At 69.9% G+C, this 16,826-nt stretch carries 17 protein-coding genes; 14 read left to right on the forward strand and 3 right to left on the reverse strand.

Going from position 1 to position 16,826, the window contains the following annotated elements:
* The first annotated feature begins 28 nt into the window (after positions 1 to 28).
* The 6 genes from ahbB (at position 29) to ACT3HL_RS16385 (ending at position 4,936) form a co-directional block, all read left to right on the forward strand.
* Positions 29 to 1,099 carry a siroheme decarboxylase subunit beta gene (ahbB, locus tag ACT3HL_RS16360; RefSeq protein WP_445087825.1) on the forward strand — a complete coding sequence of 357 codons (1,071 nt, stop codon included), beginning with the start codon at positions 29 to 31 and terminating at the stop codon, positions 1,097 to 1,099.
* Between the two features lie 97 nt (positions 1,100 to 1,196).
* Positions 1,197 to 1,961: an NAD(P)-dependent oxidoreductase gene (locus tag ACT3HL_RS16365; RefSeq protein WP_445087826.1), complete on the forward strand. Its 765-nt coding sequence runs from the start codon at positions 1,197 to 1,199 to the stop codon at positions 1,959 to 1,961.
* The gene (gene hemA / locus ACT3HL_RS16370) at positions 1,958 to 3,349 is read left to right on the forward strand and encodes a glutamyl-tRNA reductase (protein WP_445087827.1); all 1,392 of its coding nucleotides are present in this window, start codon (positions 1,958 to 1,960) and stop codon (positions 3,347 to 3,349) included. Before ACT3HL_RS16365 ends, hemA begins: the two co-directional genes overlap by 4 nt.
* An 86-nt stretch (positions 3,350 to 3,435) precedes the next feature.
* The gene (locus ACT3HL_RS16375) at positions 3,436 to 3,711 is read left to right on the forward strand and encodes a 4a-hydroxytetrahydrobiopterin dehydratase (RefSeq protein ID WP_445087828.1); all 276 of its coding nucleotides are present in this window, start codon (positions 3,436 to 3,438) and stop codon (positions 3,709 to 3,711) included.
* Between the two features lie 13 nt (positions 3,712 to 3,724).
* A complete protein-coding gene (lwrS, locus tag ACT3HL_RS16380) occupies positions 3,725 to 4,096 on the forward strand; it encodes an LWR-salt protein (protein WP_445087829.1) in 372 nt (123 codons plus the stop codon).
* A 126-nt stretch (positions 4,097 to 4,222) separates the two neighbouring features.
* Complete coding sequence (locus ACT3HL_RS16385; protein WP_445087830.1) at positions 4,223 to 4,936, forward strand: HAD family hydrolase; 714 nt, start codon at positions 4,223 to 4,225, stop codon at positions 4,934 to 4,936.
* Positions 4,937 to 4,997: 61 nt separating this feature from the next.
* Here the strand turns inward: ACT3HL_RS16385 and ACT3HL_RS16390 are convergent, their stop codons facing one another.
* Positions 4,998 to 6,935: a molybdopterin biosynthesis protein gene (locus ACT3HL_RS16390; RefSeq protein WP_445087831.1), complete on the reverse strand. Its 1,938-nt coding sequence runs from the start codon at positions 6,933 to 6,935 to the stop codon at positions 4,998 to 5,000.
* Positions 6,932 to 8,251 carry a molybdopterin-binding protein gene (locus ACT3HL_RS16395; RefSeq protein ID WP_445087832.1) on the reverse strand — a complete coding sequence of 440 codons (1,320 nt, stop codon included), beginning with the start codon at positions 8,249 to 8,251 and terminating at the stop codon, positions 6,932 to 6,934. The genes ACT3HL_RS16390 and ACT3HL_RS16395 overlap by 4 nt, the downstream gene beginning before the upstream one ends.
* Before the next feature lie 210 nt (positions 8,252 to 8,461).
* Between ACT3HL_RS16395 and ACT3HL_RS16400 the strand changes: the two genes are divergently transcribed.
* The 8 genes from ACT3HL_RS16400 to ACT3HL_RS16435 all read left to right on the forward strand — a co-directional run bounded on the left by ACT3HL_RS16400 (position 8,462) and on the right by ACT3HL_RS16435 (position 15,377).
* Positions 8,462 to 8,830 (forward strand): Hsp20 family protein, encoded by a 369-nt coding sequence (locus tag ACT3HL_RS16400; protein ID WP_445087833.1) that lies wholly within the window; start codon positions 8,462 to 8,464, stop codon positions 8,828 to 8,830.
* A 7-nt stretch (positions 8,831 to 8,837) separates the two neighbouring features.
* The gene (locus tag ACT3HL_RS16405; protein ID WP_445087834.1) at positions 8,838 to 10,517 is read left to right on the forward strand and encodes an AarF/UbiB family protein; all 1,680 of its coding nucleotides are present in this window, start codon (positions 8,838 to 8,840) and stop codon (positions 10,515 to 10,517) included.
* A gap of 135 nt (positions 10,518 to 10,652) precedes the next feature.
* Positions 10,653 to 11,114: a DUF5518 domain-containing protein gene (locus ACT3HL_RS16410; RefSeq protein ID WP_445087835.1), complete on the forward strand. Its 462-nt coding sequence runs from the start codon at positions 10,653 to 10,655 to the stop codon at positions 11,112 to 11,114.
* Positions 11,115 to 11,269: 155 nt separating this feature from the next.
* Positions 11,270 to 11,644: a translation initiation factor IF-5A gene (locus ACT3HL_RS16415; RefSeq protein WP_445087836.1), complete on the forward strand. Its 375-nt coding sequence runs from the start codon at positions 11,270 to 11,272 to the stop codon at positions 11,642 to 11,644.
* 5 nt (positions 11,645 to 11,649) lie between these two features.
* Positions 11,650 to 12,501, forward strand: coding sequence for an arginase family protein (locus ACT3HL_RS16420; protein WP_445087837.1), 852 nt, complete (start codon positions 11,650 to 11,652; stop codon positions 12,499 to 12,501).
* A gap of 98 nt (positions 12,502 to 12,599) precedes the next feature.
* On the forward strand, positions 12,600 to 13,367 hold the full coding sequence (locus ACT3HL_RS16425) for a Nif3-like dinuclear metal center hexameric protein (protein ID WP_445087838.1): 768 nt from the start codon (positions 12,600 to 12,602) through the stop codon (positions 13,365 to 13,367).
* A 71-nt stretch (positions 13,368 to 13,438) separates the two neighbouring features.
* A complete protein-coding gene (locus ACT3HL_RS16430; RefSeq protein WP_445087839.1) occupies positions 13,439 to 14,563 on the forward strand; it encodes a deoxyhypusine synthase in 1,125 nt (374 codons plus the stop codon).
* 205 nt (positions 14,564 to 14,768) lie between these two features.
* Positions 14,769 to 15,377, forward strand: a complete 609-nt coding sequence (locus ACT3HL_RS16435; RefSeq protein ID WP_445087840.1) for a translation initiation factor IF-2 subunit beta — start codon at positions 14,769 to 14,771, stop codon at positions 15,375 to 15,377.
* 166 nt (positions 15,378 to 15,543) lie between these two features.
* Here the strand turns inward: ACT3HL_RS16435 and ACT3HL_RS16440 are convergent, their stop codons facing one another.
* On the reverse strand, positions 15,544 to 16,785 hold the full coding sequence (locus tag ACT3HL_RS16440) for an RNA-guided endonuclease TnpB family protein (RefSeq protein WP_445087843.1): 1,242 nt from the start codon (positions 16,783 to 16,785) through the stop codon (positions 15,544 to 15,546).
* Positions 16,786 to 16,826 lie beyond the last annotated feature (41 nt).

The raw sequence follows: 16,826 nt of genomic DNA on the forward strand, positions 1-16,826 counted from the left end.
TATGCGCCCGGGCCTCCGAACACGGCGTATGAGCGAGGCAGGCGCGGACATCGACTCGTTGGCGGAACTCGATCGCGCCGTGATCAACGCGTTCCAGGGCGGGTTCCCGGTCGTCGAACGGCCGTTCGAGCCCGCCGCGGCCGCCCTCCGCGACCGCGGCTTCGACGTGACCGCGACCGAACTCCTCGACCGGATCCGGAGACTCGACGAGCGGGGCGTGTTGAGCCGCTTCGGCGCGCTCGTGAACGCCGAGGAGATCGGCGGGGCCGCGACGCTGGTCGCGATGCACGCGCCGGAGGACCGCTTCGAGGCCGTGGCCGAGACGGTCAACGCCCACCGCGAGGTCGCGCACAACTACGAGCGCGAGCACCCGCATCTCAACATGTGGTTCGTCGTCAGCGTCGCCGATGAGGGCCGCGTCGGCGAGGTCCTCGAGGAGATCGAGACCGAGACCGGTCAAGAGACGTACAACCTGCCGAAACAGCGGGAGTTCCGCGTCGAGGCGAAGTTCCTCCTCGACGGCCCGATTCCCGACGGCGACGTGGACCTCTCGGGACTCGGGCCAGCGGTGACACCGACCGATCGGCGGGCGCTGACGCCCCTCGAGCGCGATCTGGTCGTCGAGATACAGGGCGGCCTCCCGATCACCGGGACGCCGTACGCCGACGTCGCCGACGCGATCGGCGCCGAGACGCCGTGGGTCGTCGAGACGGTCAAGCGCTTCGAGCGCGAGGGGAAGGTCCGCCGCGTCGGCGTCGTGCCGAACCACTACGCGCTCGGCTACACCGAGAACGGGATGACCGTCTGGGACGTCCCCGACGACGTCGTCGGGGAGGTCGGCCCCGCGGTGGCGTCGCTGCCGTTCGTCACGCACTGTTACCGGCGGCCGCGACACGAGGGCGTCTGGCCGTACAACTTCTTCGCGATGACGCACGGTCGGTCAGAAGCCGAGAGCGATCGCCGCATCGAGCGGGTGCGAGAGACGATGGCGGAGTACTGGGACGTCGCCGACGGCGACTGGGACTCGCTGTTCTCGACGCGGATCCTGAAGAAGACCGGAATCAGGCTCGAAGAGCGGGCCGCGGCGAACACGCAGTGAGCGCGGGACCGTCGGGAGAGCAGGCGGGGATCGACAGCGCCCACGAGGACAGCGCCCACGAAATCGCCAGCTCGTACGAGGAAAAAAGACACACGCGATGATCCCGCTGTATCACGACTTCACGGGCGAGACGGTGCTGATATTCGGCGGCGGAGCGGTCGGTGCGCGCAAGGCCCGCCGCTTCGCCGCCGAGGCGCGGGTCGTCGTCGTCAGCCCCGACTTCGGCGGCGAAGCGACGAACAGCGGCGATACGAGGGACACCCGTGACGTCGGCGACGATGCGCCGGACGACCGCGACTCAGCGTCTCGGCGGGACTTCGGCGACGCCGAGTTGGTTCGAGCGCGCCCCGGACCCGGGGACGTCGAAGCGTGGATCGAGCGTACCCGACCGGCGCTCGTCGTGGCCGCGACGGACGACGAGCGGGTGAACGACGCGGTCACGGCCGCGGGACGGGACCGCGGAGCGCTGGTCAACCGCGCCGACAGGAGCGCGGTCGAGCGGACGGGTGACGATGCGGGCCGGTCGGCGGACTCCGGCGTCGCTGACGTCGTGGTCCCGGCGACCGTCACCGACGGCGACGTCAGCGTCGCGATCTCGACCGGGGGGCGGAGCCCGGCGCTCGCCAAGTACCTGCGCGAGGAGATCGAGGAGACGATCGAGGACGCTGAGGCGATGGCGGCGCTGACCGCCGAGTTGCGCGCCGAGATGCGGGCCTCCGACCTCGATCCATCGACGCGTCGTGCGGCGATTCGAGCGGTGGTTCGAGACCCGCAGGTTTGGAAGGCTTTACGTACGGGGGTGTCCAATGCCCGGCAAGAGGCGACACGCGTGATACGGAACACGAGAGGAGGTGACCGATGAACGCAGGCGTGATCTGCGGGGCGCGCGTGTCCCACGACCGCGCGAGCGTCGACGAGATCGAGGCCGCGGCGGGCGAGGACGTCCGAGCGGTCCTCGAGGAGTTACTCGAACGCGACGGCGTCAGCGAGGCGTTCGCGCTCCAGACGTGCAACCGCGCGGAGGTCTACGTCGTCGCCGCCAACGTCGACGGCGGGCACCGCGCGCTCGACTCGGTTATGTCATCGGTTCGCGACGACGTCGTCATCGAGATGGGCCACGAGGAGAGCCTCCGGCACCTGATGCGCGTCGCCGCGGGGCTGGAGTCGCTCGTGATCGGCGAAGACCAGATCATCGGCCAGTTCAAGCGCGCAGTCGAGACCGCGCGCGGCGTCGGCGCGCTCGGCCCGACGCTGGAGACCGGACTGACGAAGGCGGTCCACGTGGGCGAGCGCGCGCGGACGGAGACGCGGATCAACGAAGGCGCGGTCTCGATCGGGTCGGCGGCCGCGCGCCTCGCCGAGCGCGAGGCCGGCCTCGACGGCTCCACGGCGCTCGTCGTCGGGGCCGGCGAGATGGGCACGCTCGCCGCCGCGGCGCTGGCCGACGCGGGCGTCGAGCGGCTGGTTGTCGCGAACCGAACGGTCCCGCACGCCGAGCACGTCGCCACCTCGGTCGACACCGAGGCGCAGGCCGTCTCGCTCGACGCGCTCGCGGACGCCCTCGGCGACGCGTCCGTCGTCGTGACCGCGACGAGCCGCCCCGACTACCTCCTCGATCCGACGGACGTGGTCGACGCCGGCGAGACGCTCGTCATCGACCTCGCGCAGCCGCGGGACGTCCACCCGGAGGCGTCGGCGGTCGAGGGCGTCGCCGTCCACGACATCGACGCGCTGGAGTCGGTGACGGCAGAGACCCGCGCGTCCCGGAAAGCCGCAGCCCGAGAGGTCGAGGAGATGATTGACGCGGAGTTCGACCGCCTGCTCGACGCCTACAAGCGCCGGCAGGCCGACGCCGCCATCAGCACGATGTACGAGGCGGCCGAGCGGGTGAAGGACCGCGAGGTCGACACCGCGCTCTCGCGGCTGGACGCCCGCGGGGAGCTGACCGACGAGGAGCGCGAGATCGTCGAGTCGATGGCTGACGCGCTCGTCGGGCAGTTACTCTCCGCGCCGACGAAGAGCCTCCGAGAGGCCGCCGCCGAGGACGACTGGTCGACGATACAGACGGCGATGGCGCTTTTCGATCCCGCGTTCGACCGCGGCGGCCGGGCGAAAGGCCACCTCGACGCCCTCGGGGGCCCCGAAGACGCGACGGGGATCGCCCGCGACGGGAACGAACAGGCCGCAGAGGAGCGGACCGGCGGGCGCGAACTCCCGCAATACGTCCTCGAAAGCGTCTCCGACGACTGACCGCTCCGCCGTCGGTGCGGTATCGGGAGGTCATCGGCCGCGGAATCGGGAGAAACGTTATGCGGCAGGCGGGCGATTTCCCGCCTATGGCCGAGCTACTATCCGACGACGAGGTTCGGGCGAGCCTCCCGAAGCGGTGGGAGCGGGACGGAGACGAGATCGTCCGAACCTACGAGTTCGACGACTACCTCGAGGGGATCGCGTTCGTGATGCACGTCGGCGAAGTCGCCGAGGAGGAGTTCCATCACCCGGAGATCCGCGTGGGATACGAGGAAGTAGAGGTGCGACTGACCAGCCACGAGGAGGGCGGGATCACCGAACAGGACATCCGCCTCGCGAACCTCTTCGACGCCGAGTACTGAACGCGGGACGACGATGGACGCCGCGTACGTGTTCCGGGTGACGGTCCGTCTCGAGACGGGTGCCGGCGTCAGCGTCACTCCCGAATCCGTCGAGACGGTCGTCGAAGTCGCTGCCGACCCGCCCGGAGAGGGTGAGTGGTTGCTCTTCCGCGACGCGCTCTGGCGGGGGGCGGTCGCCGACCAGCGGCACGCCCGCGAACTCGCCGCGGCGTGGCTCTCGGTCCCGATCGAGTCGGTGCAGTTCAGCGAACTGCGTCTCGACGAGGCGTACCGAGAGAAACTGGAGGAAGCCATCGCGTCGAACCCCGACGCGTTCGGCGGCGACCACCCACGTGACGTGCTCCACCGGCACCTCGGGTCGAGCATTCGCGTCGCCGGGGAGTGACGACCGCCGCGAGTCGACGGAGCGGCGATCGGCGTCGGTGAACTGCGAATCGATGTCGACGGATCGGTGGGGCGCACAGACCGACGAAATACACTTACGGCGGCGCGCCGTACCTCCGGGCATCCGATGGACGCCGACGAGTACGACGACGCCTACGACTTCTGGCTGTTCGACCTCGACGGGACGCTCGTCGACGCCGAGTGGTCCTACACCCGCGAGGTGTTCGACCGCGTCGGCGACAGACTCGGTCGGGCGTTCACCGACCGCGAGGCGGAAGTGATCTGGCACGGCCTCGGCGGCGCGCGCGACCCCCAACTGCGGGCGTGGGGGATCGACCCCGAGGAGTTCTGGCCGGCGTTCCACGCGGTCGAGGACCCGGCCGCGCGCGCGGAGGCGACGTACCTCCACGACGACGCCGCCGCGCTCGTCTCCGAACTCGTCGCGGGCGGAGTCCCCGTCGGCGTCGTCACGCACTGTCAGGCGTTCCTCGCAGACCCCGTCGTCGAGCACCTCGACGTCGGCGACTGGTTCGACTCGTTCGTCTCCTGTACGGCCGACACCGGCTGGAAACCAGATCCGACGCCCGTCCGCCACGCGATCGAGGGGCTCGGGATCGACCCCGCGAATCCCGGACGGGGCGTCCTCGCCGGCGACGGCGCGAGCGACGTCGGCGCCGCGTGGAACGCGGGGCTCGACGGGATCCACGTCGAGCGGCACTCGCCGACCCACCGGGGACACTGCGTGCTCGCGGACCACCGCGTCTCCACGTTCGACGAACTGTCGCAGGAAACGCTCGGCCTCGACGTCGCCGCCGACGGCGGCGTCGCGAGCGACGATTGACGGGGTCGGGCGGACTCGCTCTCGTGACACCGCTAGATCTCGTCACAACCGCCCGCGCTCGTTATAACCGCCCGTAGCCGGCCAGCGAGTCGAGAATGTCCCCGTTCTCCTCGATCGCCTCGAGCGCGGCCGCCAGCTCCTCGACGCCGGGCTTTGCCGTCCGTTCCGGGTTCGCGCGGACCCGTACTGACTCCTCTCCGAGCGCGACGAACCCGAGGCCGAGCGATTCGGCGGTCGCGCGGAGGCCGAGTCCGGCGTCGGCGTCCCCGCGGGCGACCGCGCGCGCCGGGCTCTCGAACCCCTTGGTTCCGATCTCGTAGCCGTCGATAGCGTCGACGAGGTCCCGCCGCGACGCGTCGCGATCGGTCGCCACCTCGTCGACGGCGGCCTCGAAGCTCGCGCGGATCCCGGCGTCGCGGCCGCGGTTCACGAACGCGAGGTCGCCGTCGACGAGGTCCGCGAGTCCGGTGACGCCCTCGGGGTTGCCGGCGGGGACGACGAGCCCCCACTCGCGCGTCCAGCCGCCGAGGTCGACGCTCTCGACGTCGCGCTCGGTCGGCCCGGCGACGAAGGCGACGTCCGGGACGCCGCCGCCGAGCCGACGGAGTCCCTCGCGGCTCCCGACCGGGAGGAACCGGGGGTTCTCGAGTCGGTCGAGCAGCCGCGAGAGCGCGGGGTCGTCCTCGCCGACGACCAGGAGCGTCGGCGCGCGCACGTCGGGCGAGAACAGCCGTACCTCGACCTCTTCACCCTTTCCGAGGTACTCGGTGTCGGGGTCGACCGCGACGACGCCGTCGGCCTCGACGAGCGAGGTCGTCGCGCCGGATCCCTTATCGACCGGGTAGACGAGCGTCTCGCCGCCCGAATCGGTGACGAGACCCGCGGGCATCAACCGGAGCCGACCCTCGCCGTAGCGCTCGCGGACGGCCATCTTCCCCCGGACGGTCGCGGTCTGCGGCTCCGGGAGGCCGGCGGCGTCGCGGATCGCGGGCGCGACGAACGTCCGGAAGATGGTGAGCGCCGAGACAGGGTATCCCGGGAGGCCGACGTAGGCGCTGTCGCCGAGCTCGCCGACGAGCATCGGCTTGCCGGGCTTGACCGCCACGCCGTGGAGCAGGAGGTCCCCCCGGTCCTCGATCACGCGATAGATGACGTCGACCGCCGAGGCGGAGGTCGACCCCGACGAGAGCACGAGGTCGCACTCCTCGGCGGCCTCGACGAGCAGGCGCTCCATCGCCTCGTAATCGTCGCCGGCGTGGGGGTACAGTGTCGCCTCGCCGCCCGCCTCCTCGACGCCCGCGGCGATCGTGTAGCTGTTGACGTCGTAGATCTCGCCGCGCTCGCTCCGGAGCTCCCCGCCCGGCCGGACGAGTTCGTCGCCGGTCGAGACGATGCCGACGGTGGGACGGCCCCGAACGGGCACCTCGTCGACGCCGAGCGCAGAGAGCAGGCCGATCTCCCGCGGTGTGATCCGCGTGCCCGGACCGAGCGCGCGGGCGCCGGCGGCGACGTCGGCGCCGGCGAGCATCACGTTGTCCCCGGGCGCGACCGCGGTGCGGACCGCGACGGCGCCGGCGCGCTCGTCGCCCTCAGCGAGCGCCTCGCCGCCCCGCTCGACCAGTTGCTCGGTCCGCTCGACCATCACGACCGCGTCGGCGCCCCCGGGCATCACCGCGCCGGTCGAGATCTCGGCCGCCTCGCCCGCGTCGACCGTCACGTCGGGTTCGCTCCCCGCGTGGACGGTGCCGACGAGGTCGAGTTCGACCGGGTCGGCCTCGTCGGCGCCGAAGGTGTCGCGCCCGCGGACGGCGTAGCCGTCCATACTCGCGCGGTCGAAGCCCGGCACGTCGAGGGCGGCGTCGATCCGCTCTTCGAGGACGCGACCGCGCGCGTCCGACAGCGGGACCGCCTCGTCGCCCGGAGCGAGATCGAGCGAGGCGATGGCCTCCCGGGCCGCCCCGGGGGTCGCGAGGTCGCGGAACTGCTTTCGGTCGGTCACGCTGACCACTCCCAGCGCTCGACGTCGACGGTCTCACCCGCGTCGAATCCCTCCCGCCCCTCGGGCACGACGACCCAGCCGTCGGCCAGCGCCACCGAAGAGAGGATCCCCGACCCCGACGCGCGCGTCGGCGTCGCGGTGGGGAGCGCGGGACTGTCGTCTGACGTGGCGGCGTCAGACGCGTCTCCGTCGCCGGAGCCGCGCTCTCCGTCGGCCACTCGGACGCGCGCGAACGTCCGCACACCGGGCTCGCTCGGGATCTTCCGCGAGAGTTCCGCCTCGACGGTCGGCGGCGGGTCGTCGGGGAGGTGGCCGACGCGCTTCACGAGCGGACGGAGGAACTGCACGGCGTTGACGATGGCGGCGACGGGGTAGCCCGGAAGCATCACCACGGGCGTGTCCTCGACGACGCCGAGCGCGACGGGGTGACCGGGCTTGAGCGCGACGCCGTGGACGAGCACCTCGCCGAGGTCGTCGACGACCTCCGGGATGAGGTCGCGGGCGCCGACCGAAGAGCCGCCGGTCGTCACGATCACGTCCTTCGTCAGGTCGCGCTGGATCGCCGCCCGGAGCGCGTGTTCGTCGTCGGTCACGACGTTGCGGTACGTCGGCTCGCCGCCCCAGCGGTCGACCAGTCTGGAGACGGTGAGCCCGTTTGTCTCGACCACCTCGCCGGGGCCGGGGTCCGCCTGCACGAGCTCTTCGCCGGTCGGGATCACGCCGACCGTCGGACGCTCGTAGACGGTCACGCGGTCGACGCCGACGGACTTCAGGAGGCCGAGGTCCGACGGTCGGAGGCGGTGTCCCGGCTCGAACAGCGTCTGCCCCTCGGCGACGTCCTCGCCGACGGGCGCGACGTTCTCGCCCCCCGTCACGGCGTCGAACACCTCCAGTTCGTCGCCGACGTGCTCGGCGTGCTCGATCATCACGACCGCGTCGGCGCCGTCCGGGAGTTCGCTCCCGGTGTGGACCCGGACCGCCGTCTCGGGGGCGACGGGCGTCTCCGGGACCGATCGCGGTTCGGCGTCGGCGACGCGGAGGACGCCCGGCGAGCGGTCCGAGGCGCCGAAAGTGTCGCTCGCGCGGACCGCCCAGCCGTCCATCGCCGACCGCTCGTAGTCCGGGACGGCCCGCGAGGCGGTGACGGGTTCGGCGAGCGCGCGGCCGTCCGCGGGGACGAGCGAGCGCCGTTCGGTTCGGTCAGTCGGCGTCGCGGCCTCGAGGACCCGGCGGCACGCGTCGGCCACGCGCGTTCGGTCCTTGAATCCGGCCGACCGACGGTCGTGCGCCGTCTCATCGGGGTCCGGGGAGTTCATACCGGAGGATGCGAGCGCGAGTACAAAAAGAACCGCGACGTCGGCGGACGCGGGAATTGTGACGGCGGCGAACGGGGACCGTGAGAGGGTCACGACACGCCGCCGTGGACGGGACGAGCGCGGCGGCGAAATCATCCGTTGAAGCTCTTGTGGCCGGCCGCTGCGGACCCAACCGCGGGCTTTTTCGACCCGCCGGCCCTACGGGAGGGTATGTCACCACTGCGGGACGCGCTTCGGGAACTGCCGGAGTCGGTGTTCGCCGACCTGCTGGAGTCCGAGGACGCGTACCTGATCGTCCTCGACCTCCCCGGTGCGACGGCCGAGACCGTCGACCTCCGGGTCGAGTGCGGTCGGCTCGTCGTCGAGGCGCGGCGCGAGAAGGACGTGCCGACGGCGTTCGAGTACGTCGACGAGTCGCGGCCGCTCTTTCTCGACGCCGAACTCCCGCTGCCGCCGGACGCGACCGGCGCCGGCGCGTCCGCGGAAGTCGACCGCGGCGTGTTCACCGTCCGCGTACCGAAGCGCGACGCCGCGCCCGAGCGATCGATTCCGATCACCGCGGCCGGAGACGACGCCTAACGCCCGGGTGGTCACGCTAGTGAACCTCCGCGCGTACTGGCGGTTCTTCCTCGTCGTCCGGCAGTTCTTTCCGCTGATCGTCGCGTACACGCGCGACCGACGGCGATACGTCCTCTTCGGGGGCAGCCGCACCGTCGACGCCGAGACGCGGGTCGAGCGCGCCGAGATCCTGCTGGAGTCGCTGCTGACGCTCGGACCGACGTTCATCAAGCTCGGCCAGCTCCTCTCGACGCGGCCGGACATCCTCCCGCCGGAGTACATCGACGTCCTCTCCAGCCTCCAAGACGACGTCCCGCCGGCCCCGTGGGAGGAGTCCGAGCCGGTCATCGAGGACGAGCTCGGGCCGGTCGAGGACGTCTTCGAGGACTTCGACCGCGACCCGATAAGCGGCGCGAGCCTCGGCCAAGTGTACACCGCCCGGTACGACGGCGAGCCCGTGGCGGTGAAGGTCCGCCGGCCGGGGATCGAGTCGCTCGTCGAGGCCGACCTGCGAGCCGTCCGGTGGTCGCTGCCGGTCGTGAGGCGGTTCATCGGGCAGGGGCGCGCGTTCTCGCTCGAGAACCTCGCCGACGAGTTCGCGAAGACCATCCGCCAGGAGATGGACTACAGCCGCGAGAAGCGGATTCTCGACGAGATCCGGGCGAACCTCGCCGACAACCCGAAGGTCACCATCCCGCGGTCGGTCCCGGCGTGTTCGGGTCCCCGCGTCCTCACGATGGAGTACCTCCCCGGGACGAAGATCAACGACGTCGAGGCGCTGGACCGAAAGGGAATCGATCGCACCGCGCTGGCGACGACGCTCCAGCGCGTCTACTTCGAGATGATCATCAACGACGGCGTCTTCCACGCGGATCCCCACCCCGGGAACCTGGCGGTCACCGACGACGGCGAGATCATCTTCTACGACTTCGGGATGTCGGGGACGGTCGACCCGCACGTCCAAGAGAAGATCGTCGACTTCTACGTCGCCGTCGCGAACCAAGATATCGACGGCATCCTCGACACGCTCGTCGAGATGGGGACGCTCTCGCCGGACGCTGACCGGCGGGTGATGGGCGAGGTGATGGAACTCGCGATCGCGGACGCGCGCGGCGAGGACATCGAGCAGTACCGCGTCCAGCAGATCATCGAGCAGGTCGAATCGACGATGTACGAGTTCCCGCTGCGCCTGCCGCGAAACCTCGCGTTGATCCTCCGCGTCGCGACGGTCGTCGAGGGCGTCTGCGTGACGCTCGACCCCGAGTTCGACTTCATCGCCGTCGCGACCGACTACTTACAGGAGGAGGGCTACTACGAGGAGACGGCCCGGCAGTTGCTCGAATCGGGGAGCAGACAGGTCCAACAGACCTCACGCGCCCTGTTCGAGGTCCCGCCGAAGCTGAATCGGACGCTCGACCGCATCGAAAACGAGAACCTCACGGTCAACATCCGGCTGAAGGGGGAGGGCGGGCCGATCGACCGCCTCGCGCGACGGGTCGTCTACGCCCTCTTCGTCGCCGTCGGCGCGCTCTCGACGGCCATCCTGTACGCGTTCGACGGGACGAGCGTGCTCCCGGCGGTCGTCGCGGCGTCGCTCACCGTCCTTCCCCTGATCGGCCTGTACCGCTCGTTCCGCGCGAAGCGCGGCATCCGGGCGCAGCCGCAGTTCACCAGACAGAGCATGCGGGACCGGCGCAGACGGGAGTAGCGGACGCGGCCTCGATCGGATCGCCGCTCGCGGGGGCCGCCGATCGCCGAGAGCTCCGCTGGCCGCGCTCCACCGGTTATCACGGTTGAATATTTGATACGTACGTTTATTCGTGATGCGGAACGACCGAGGGGTATGACGCGGTGGCGGTCCGTCGCGGCCGGGTTCGCGCTCGCGGCCTGTAGCGAGGCGCTCGTCTTCGCGGCGACCGGGCGGGTGACGCTCGTCGGCGGCCTCGCGGGGAGCGCGCTCGCGGGGTATCTCGCCGGCGGGCGACCGGAGGACGGGGCGTGGCACGGCCTCCTGACCGCGATGGCGTGGGGGATCGTGCTCATCCCGGGGCTGGTCGCGCTCTCGGTCGTGACGGACGCGCCGCTGCCGTTTCCGATCGAGTTCCTCCTGCCGCTTCTGGACAGCGCCGGCGAGGCGACGGCGGTGATCCTGCTGAGCGCGAGCCTCCCGAACGTCGCCGCCGGGGCCCTCGGGACACTAACGAGGCGGCAGGACGACCCCTCAGCGGGCGGCGACGCCACCGTCCGTCTGTCCGACGAACGGCCTCGACAGGGGGGCACCGACGGCGATCCGGAGGAAGCCTGATCGGCGCCCACGCGCCCGACAGCGACGTCGGCGCGCACCGGAGACCCCGTCAGCGCGACCGTATGGCCACGTCCGCGCGAGCCGGAGACCTCGCTTAGCCGAGGGCACGGGCCGTTTCCAAACCGTTTATACCGACCACACGTCAATCCGGACGTATGCCGAAAGAGCAGAAGCAGGTCCGCGATCTGCAGGAAGGCAGTTACGTGATGATGGAAGACTCCCCGTGCAAGATCAACGCCTACAGCACGGCCAAGCCCGGTAAACACGGCAGCGCGAAGGCCCGTGTTGAGGGCCGAGGCGTCTTCGACGGCAAGAAGCGCTCGCTGAGTCAGCCGGTCGACGCGAAGGTGTGGGTCCCGATCATCGAGCGCAAACAGGGACAGGTCGTCTCCGTGACCGGCGATGACGCCCAGATTATGGACCTCGACACCTACCAGACGTTCACGATGCGCATCCCCGAGGACGAGGATCTCAACCCCGACGACGAGATCGAGTACCTCGAGTACGAGGGTCAGCGGAAGATCGTCTGATCGAGATGTTCCCCGGGGCGACCGCATCGCGTGCCGACGCCGCGTACGTCGTCGCGGGCGCTCCGCTGGATATCTCGACTTCGTTCCGACCCGGGACCCGCTTCGGTCCCGAGAGAATCCGGCGGTTCGCCCGGCCGTTCGACGACTACGACCGGCGGACCGACCTGCGTTTTTCGGAGTGTTCCGTCCACGACCACGGCGACGTCCGCGCGTGGGACGACGCCGCGGAGTACCTCGCGTGGCTCGCGGGCGAACTCCGCGACGTCGTCGCGGACGATGCCGTGCCGCTGCTTCTCGGCGGCGAACACACCGTCACCGCGGCCGGCGTCGAGGCCACCTCGCCGGAGGTGTTCGTCTGTCTCGACGCCCACCTCGACCTCCGCGAGGTCTACGACGGCAACGAGCACAGCCACGCCACCGTCACGCGGCGGATACTGGACGGGCTCGGCGACGAACGCGCCGAAGACGGCGAACGCGCCAGCGCGGGCGTCGAGGAGGCGGTCGTTCTCGGCGCTCGAACGGGTTCGCCCGAAGAGTGGGAGCGAGCCGACGCCGACGACGTGACCGTCGTTCCGCCCGAGGACGTCGCCGACTTCGACCTCGGCGCGCATCTCGATGGCCGCAGCGCGTACCTCAGCCTCGATATCGACGCCGCCGACCCCGGGTTCGCGCCGGGGACGGGAACCCCGGAGCCGTTCGGCCTGACGCCGCGGGAACTCCGCGGCGTCGTCCGCGCCGTCGCGCCGCTAGCGGTCGGCTTCGACGCCGTCGAGGTGAACGACCGAGACGACGGGCAGGCGGCGTCGCTGGCGGCGAAGCTCGTCCGGGAGTTCGTCTTCGCGCACGCGGACCGATAGCATCTGACTCTCGGCGCCGTCGAGGCACTGTCGGCCCCGTCCGTACCCTGCCGACGCCGTCATACAGATACAAGCATCCGGCGTCCCTCGCCGAAGGTATGCAACTCCCGACGCTCGCCGAGCGACTCGACGATCGACTCGACACCGCCGCCTACGCCGAGGTCGACGCCAGCGCGAACGGCCTCCAGATCGGACCCGACGGGGCGTCAGTCGACCACGTCGCGTTCGCCGTCGACGCGGCCGCGGCGACGATCGACGCGGCCGCCGACGCCGGTGCCGACCTCCTCGTGACGCATCACGGGCTCGTCTGGGGCGGGCTCGAGCGCGTGACCGGCCGCGAGTACGAGAACGTCGCGGCGCTCGTCGAGAACGACCTCGCGCTGTACGTCTCGCATCTCCCGCTGGACGGCCACGAGACCCTGGGGAACGCCGCCGGGGTCGCCGACTACCTCGACCTCCACGAGGAACGCGAGCCGTTCGGGTCGTTGGGGCCGGTGACGATCGGACAGCGCGCGAGCACGTCCGAGCCCCGGACCGTCGAGGAACTCCGCGACCGACTGTCGAGACTCGACACGGGCGGGCGCGACCCTCGGGTGCTCGATTTCGGGCCGGAGACGATCCGCGACGTCGCCATCGTCACCGGGTCCGGCGTCGACTGGCTCGGGGAGGCGCTCGACGCCGGCGTCGACGCGCTCGTCACGGGCGAGGGCAAACAGCAGGTGTACCACGAGGCGCTCGAGGCGGGCGTGAACGTGTTTCTCGCCGGCCACTACGCGACCGAGACGTTCGGCGTCGAACGGCTCGCGGACCTCGTCGCCGAGTGGGGCCTCGAGACGACGGTCCTCTCGCACCCGACGGGGCTGTGAGCGGCTCCGCCGCATCGGTCGCCGCGACGCGGACCGCGGTGCATAACCGGACGGACGTCACAGGTGCCAGTATGACCGGTGAGACATCCGAAGACGACGCGGGAGGCGTATCCGGTAGCGAGAGCGAATCCCGAGACGACAGCGCCGACGACCACCACGCGCCGCACCGCGAGGAGTTCCACGAGGCGCCGATCGGACACGCGCGGGTCCGCGGCGGGATGACCGTCGGCGAGCTCGCCACCGAGTACGGGAAGGCGGGGATCGGCGCGGCCACGGTCGACCGCGCAGTCGACGTCTACGCGGAGATGCTGGCCCGCGAGGACGTAACGAACTTCTTCGGCCTCGCGGGGGCGATGGTCCCCGGCGGGATGCGGGCGATCGTCGCCGATCTGATCCGCGACGGTCACATCGACGCCTTGGTGACGACCGGCGCGAACCTCACGCACGACTCCATCGAGGCCGTCGGCGGCAAGCACCACCACGGGCGGGCGGAGCCGCACGATCCGCACCCGGCCGCGCCGGACGCCGAGCCGACGGGCGAGACGGCCCGGGAGCACGACGAGCACCTCCGCGACGAGGGCGTCGACCGGATCTACAACGTCTATCTGCCGCAGGAGCACTTCGCGCTGTTCGAGTCGCACCTCCGCGAGAACGTCTTCCCCGAGGTCGAGCGCCGGGTATCGATCCAGGAGTTCACCGCCGAGCTCGGGCGAGCGAACGCCGAGCAGAACCGGGAGCGAAACGTCGACGAGGACGCCGGCATCGCCGCCGCGGCGTACGAGCACGACGTCCCCATCTACTGCCCGGCGATTCAGGACTCCGTGCTTGGCATCCAGTCGTGGATCTACTCGCAGACCTCCGAGTTCGGACTGGACGCGCTCGGCGATATGACGCACCTCTCGGACCTGGCGTTCGGCGCCGACCGCGCCGGCGCGATGGTCGTCGGCGGCGGCGTCCCGAAGAACTACGTCCTGCAGACGATGCTGACGATTCCCGACGCCTACGACTACGCCGTCCAGCTGACGATGGACCCCGACCACACCGGCGGGCTCTCGGGCGCGACGCTCGATGAGGCGCGCTCGTGGGGGAAACTCGAGAAGTCGGCGCGGAACGCCACCGTCGTCGGCGACGCGACCGTCACGCTCCCGCTCGTCGTCGCCGCCGCGCGGGAGCGGGCGGCACAGCAGACGCACTGATACTGATTGTTCTCGTCTCTTACCGGTGCGCGCCGCCGACGGGGCGGCGCACACCGGTGGATAGCGAGAACAAACAGTATGACCCGGCGCTCGACCGGTCCCCGCGGCTCCCAACTCCGCGCACGGGCCCGTTCGAGAGGTCGTGACACGAGCCCGCGAAGCCGTAACACGGAACGGATATACGCCCCCGTCCGCTTTCGAAGGTATGGACTACGCCGACTCCCTCGACCGGGCGATGGAAACGCTCCCGGAGCGAAACGAAGAGCAGTCGCGGCTCAGAATCCCGGATCCCGCCGGCGAGACGGACGGGGCGTTCACCCGCCTGACGAACCTCGGCGACATCGCCGACGCGCTCGGCCGCGACGTCGAACACGTCCACCGAAACATCCAACGCGAACTGGGGACGAACGGCCAGCTCGAAGGCGACCGCGCCCGATATAACGGCTCGTTCACCGTCGCGGACTTCGAGGCCGCCATCGACGAGTACGTCGCCGAGTACGTCACCTGCACCGAGTGCGGACTGCCCGACACGCGCTTGGTCACCGAAGACGGCGTCGACATGCTCCGCTGTGAGGCCTGTGGGGCCTTCCGTCCCGTCGCGAAGCGCGCCGCCAAGACCCAGTCGCAGTCTGGCCCGGCGATCGAGGAGGGCAAGACCTACGAACTGGAGATCACCGGCACCGGCCGCAAGGGCGACGGCGTCGCCGAGAAGGGCAAATTCACCGTCTTCGTCACCGGCGCCCAGGAGGGCCAGACCGTCCGCGCGATCGTCGAGCGAACGAGCGGGACGCTGGCGTTCGCCCGGGTCGTCTAGTCGGCACCGACGTCTCCGAACGTTCTTTGATTTTCCGCGCGTAGCGGCAGTCGGCCGATGACGACGGGACCGCTCCGAGCCGGGGTGGCGCTCGGCGACGACGACCCCTATGAGTTCCGAGGCCAACGATTTTTGATGGTAGAGGACGAATGTGAACTACCCTACCCTACTCGCTCCCGGCTGACGCCGTTCGCTCCTTGAGGGTAGGGCTTCCTGCTTCCACGACGCGCTTTGCAGACACGGAGGTGTCCACAGGGAGCGCACTCTCCACAGGCGTTCGTTCGGAGTGTCCCACTCCTACATCTTGTATACCGCGAGAAAGGATGTTCCACGCCGCGTTCGCGTCCCTGTCTGCCTCGAACCCGCAGGCGGGACAGGAGTGTTCACGGACCCACAACGGCTTCTCCGTCGAAACGCCGCACGACGCGCACTCTTTCGTCGTCCCTCTCGGGTTGACTGCCACGAAGTGCGTCCCCTCTCTCTCACATTTGTATTCGAGCAACGAGAGGAACGTCCGCCACGCCGCAGAGGCGGTGTTGCGGCTGTTCGACGGCGACTCCATCATCCCCTTCACATTCAGGTCTTCGACCGCCACGAGATCGTACTCCCGAGCGTAGTACGTCGAGAGTTTGTGTAGGAAGTCGCCGCGCTTCCGTCGAAGGTCGGCGTGACACTCTGCGACCCGTCGCCGTTGCTTCTCGTAGTTCCCAGAACCGTGTTGCTTCCGCGAGAGCTTCCGTTGCTCGCGCTCCAAGCGTTTGCGTTCGTCGGAGAGCTCGAGCGACCCGACTGCCGTGCCGTCGGTGTCGTGGGCGTACGTGAGTATCCCAACGTCGATGCCGACGCACTTCTCGGGATTCTCAGGCGGTCTGGGCGGTTCACGGTCCATTTGGACACCGAACGTGGCGAACCACTCGCCCGTCGGTTCCTTCTTGACTGTGACCTGCTTGAGTGTCGCGTCGTCGGGGGTGGCGCGGTGGAGCCGAATCGGTATGTCCGCGAGTTTCGAGAGTGACAGCACAGTCTGACCGCCCTTCTTGTCGAGCTTGAAGCCAGACTGACTGTACGTGAAACTGCGGAACTCCCGTGGCGGCTTCCACTTGAGTTGCCCGACGCCGTAGCCGTTCTCCTTGAGTTTGGAGAGGCCTTTGAGGTTGTCGAACAGCCGTTCTACGACGGTTTGGAGAACCTTTGAGTACACGTCGGAGAGGTCATCCCACCACTCCTTGAGGTCGGGAAGTTCCGACCGAAGCGTGGTCATAGACGGCAGTTCGTCGTGTTCATCTTGGTACTCGTTGAGGCGGTAGAGCGTGTGGTTATACAGTTGCCGACAAATATCGCGGTGGCGGTCCAACTCCTCGCGGTGGGCGTCGGACGGCTTGAGTCGGTACTTGTAGGCGTAGTACATCAGCTCTCCCGCTGGTCTTCGACGTACTGTTTCAGCACATC

It is taken from the genome of Halobellus sp. GM3, assembly GCF_052545375.1.

Excerpts from the sequence above, each read along its gene's own strand:
- ahbB (WP_445087825.1), top strand. The coding sequence starts at position 29 with ATGAGCGAGGCAGGCGCGGACATCGACTCGTTGGCGGAACTCGATCGC.
- ACT3HL_RS16365 (WP_445087826.1), top strand. The coding sequence starts at position 1,197 with ATGATCCCGCTGTATCACGACTTCACGGGCGAGACGGTGCTGATATTC.
- hemA (WP_445087827.1), top strand. The coding sequence starts at position 1,958 with ATGAACGCAGGCGTGATCTGCGGGGCGCGCGTGTCCCACGACCGCGCG.
- ACT3HL_RS16375 (WP_445087828.1), top strand. The coding sequence starts at position 3,436 with ATGGCCGAGCTACTATCCGACGACGAGGTTCGGGCGAGCCTCCCGAAG.
- lwrS (WP_445087829.1), top strand. The coding sequence starts at position 3,725 with ATGGACGCCGCGTACGTGTTCCGGGTGACGGTCCGTCTCGAGACGGGT.
- ACT3HL_RS16385 (WP_445087830.1), top strand. The coding sequence starts at position 4,223 with ATGGACGCCGACGAGTACGACGACGCCTACGACTTCTGGCTGTTCGAC.
- ACT3HL_RS16395 (WP_445087832.1), bottom strand. The coding sequence starts at position 8,251 with ATGAACTCCCCGGACCCCGATGAGACGGCGCACGACCGTCGGTCGGCC.
- ACT3HL_RS16400 (WP_445087833.1), top strand. The coding sequence starts at position 8,462 with ATGTCACCACTGCGGGACGCGCTTCGGGAACTGCCGGAGTCGGTGTTC.
- ACT3HL_RS16410 (WP_445087835.1), top strand. The coding sequence starts at position 10,653 with ATGACGCGGTGGCGGTCCGTCGCGGCCGGGTTCGCGCTCGCGGCCTGT.
- ACT3HL_RS16415 (WP_445087836.1), top strand. The coding sequence starts at position 11,270 with ATGCCGAAAGAGCAGAAGCAGGTCCGCGATCTGCAGGAAGGCAGTTAC.
- ACT3HL_RS16420 (WP_445087837.1), top strand. The coding sequence starts at position 11,650 with ATGTTCCCCGGGGCGACCGCATCGCGTGCCGACGCCGCGTACGTCGTC.
- ACT3HL_RS16425 (WP_445087838.1), top strand. The coding sequence starts at position 12,600 with ATGCAACTCCCGACGCTCGCCGAGCGACTCGACGATCGACTCGACACC.
- ACT3HL_RS16430 (WP_445087839.1), top strand. The coding sequence starts at position 13,439 with ATGACCGGTGAGACATCCGAAGACGACGCGGGAGGCGTATCCGGTAGC.
- ACT3HL_RS16435 (WP_445087840.1), top strand. The coding sequence starts at position 14,769 with ATGGACTACGCCGACTCCCTCGACCGGGCGATGGAAACGCTCCCGGAG.
- ACT3HL_RS16440 (WP_445087843.1), bottom strand. The coding sequence starts at position 16,785 with ATGTACTACGCCTACAAGTACCGACTCAAGCCGTCCGACGCCCACCGC.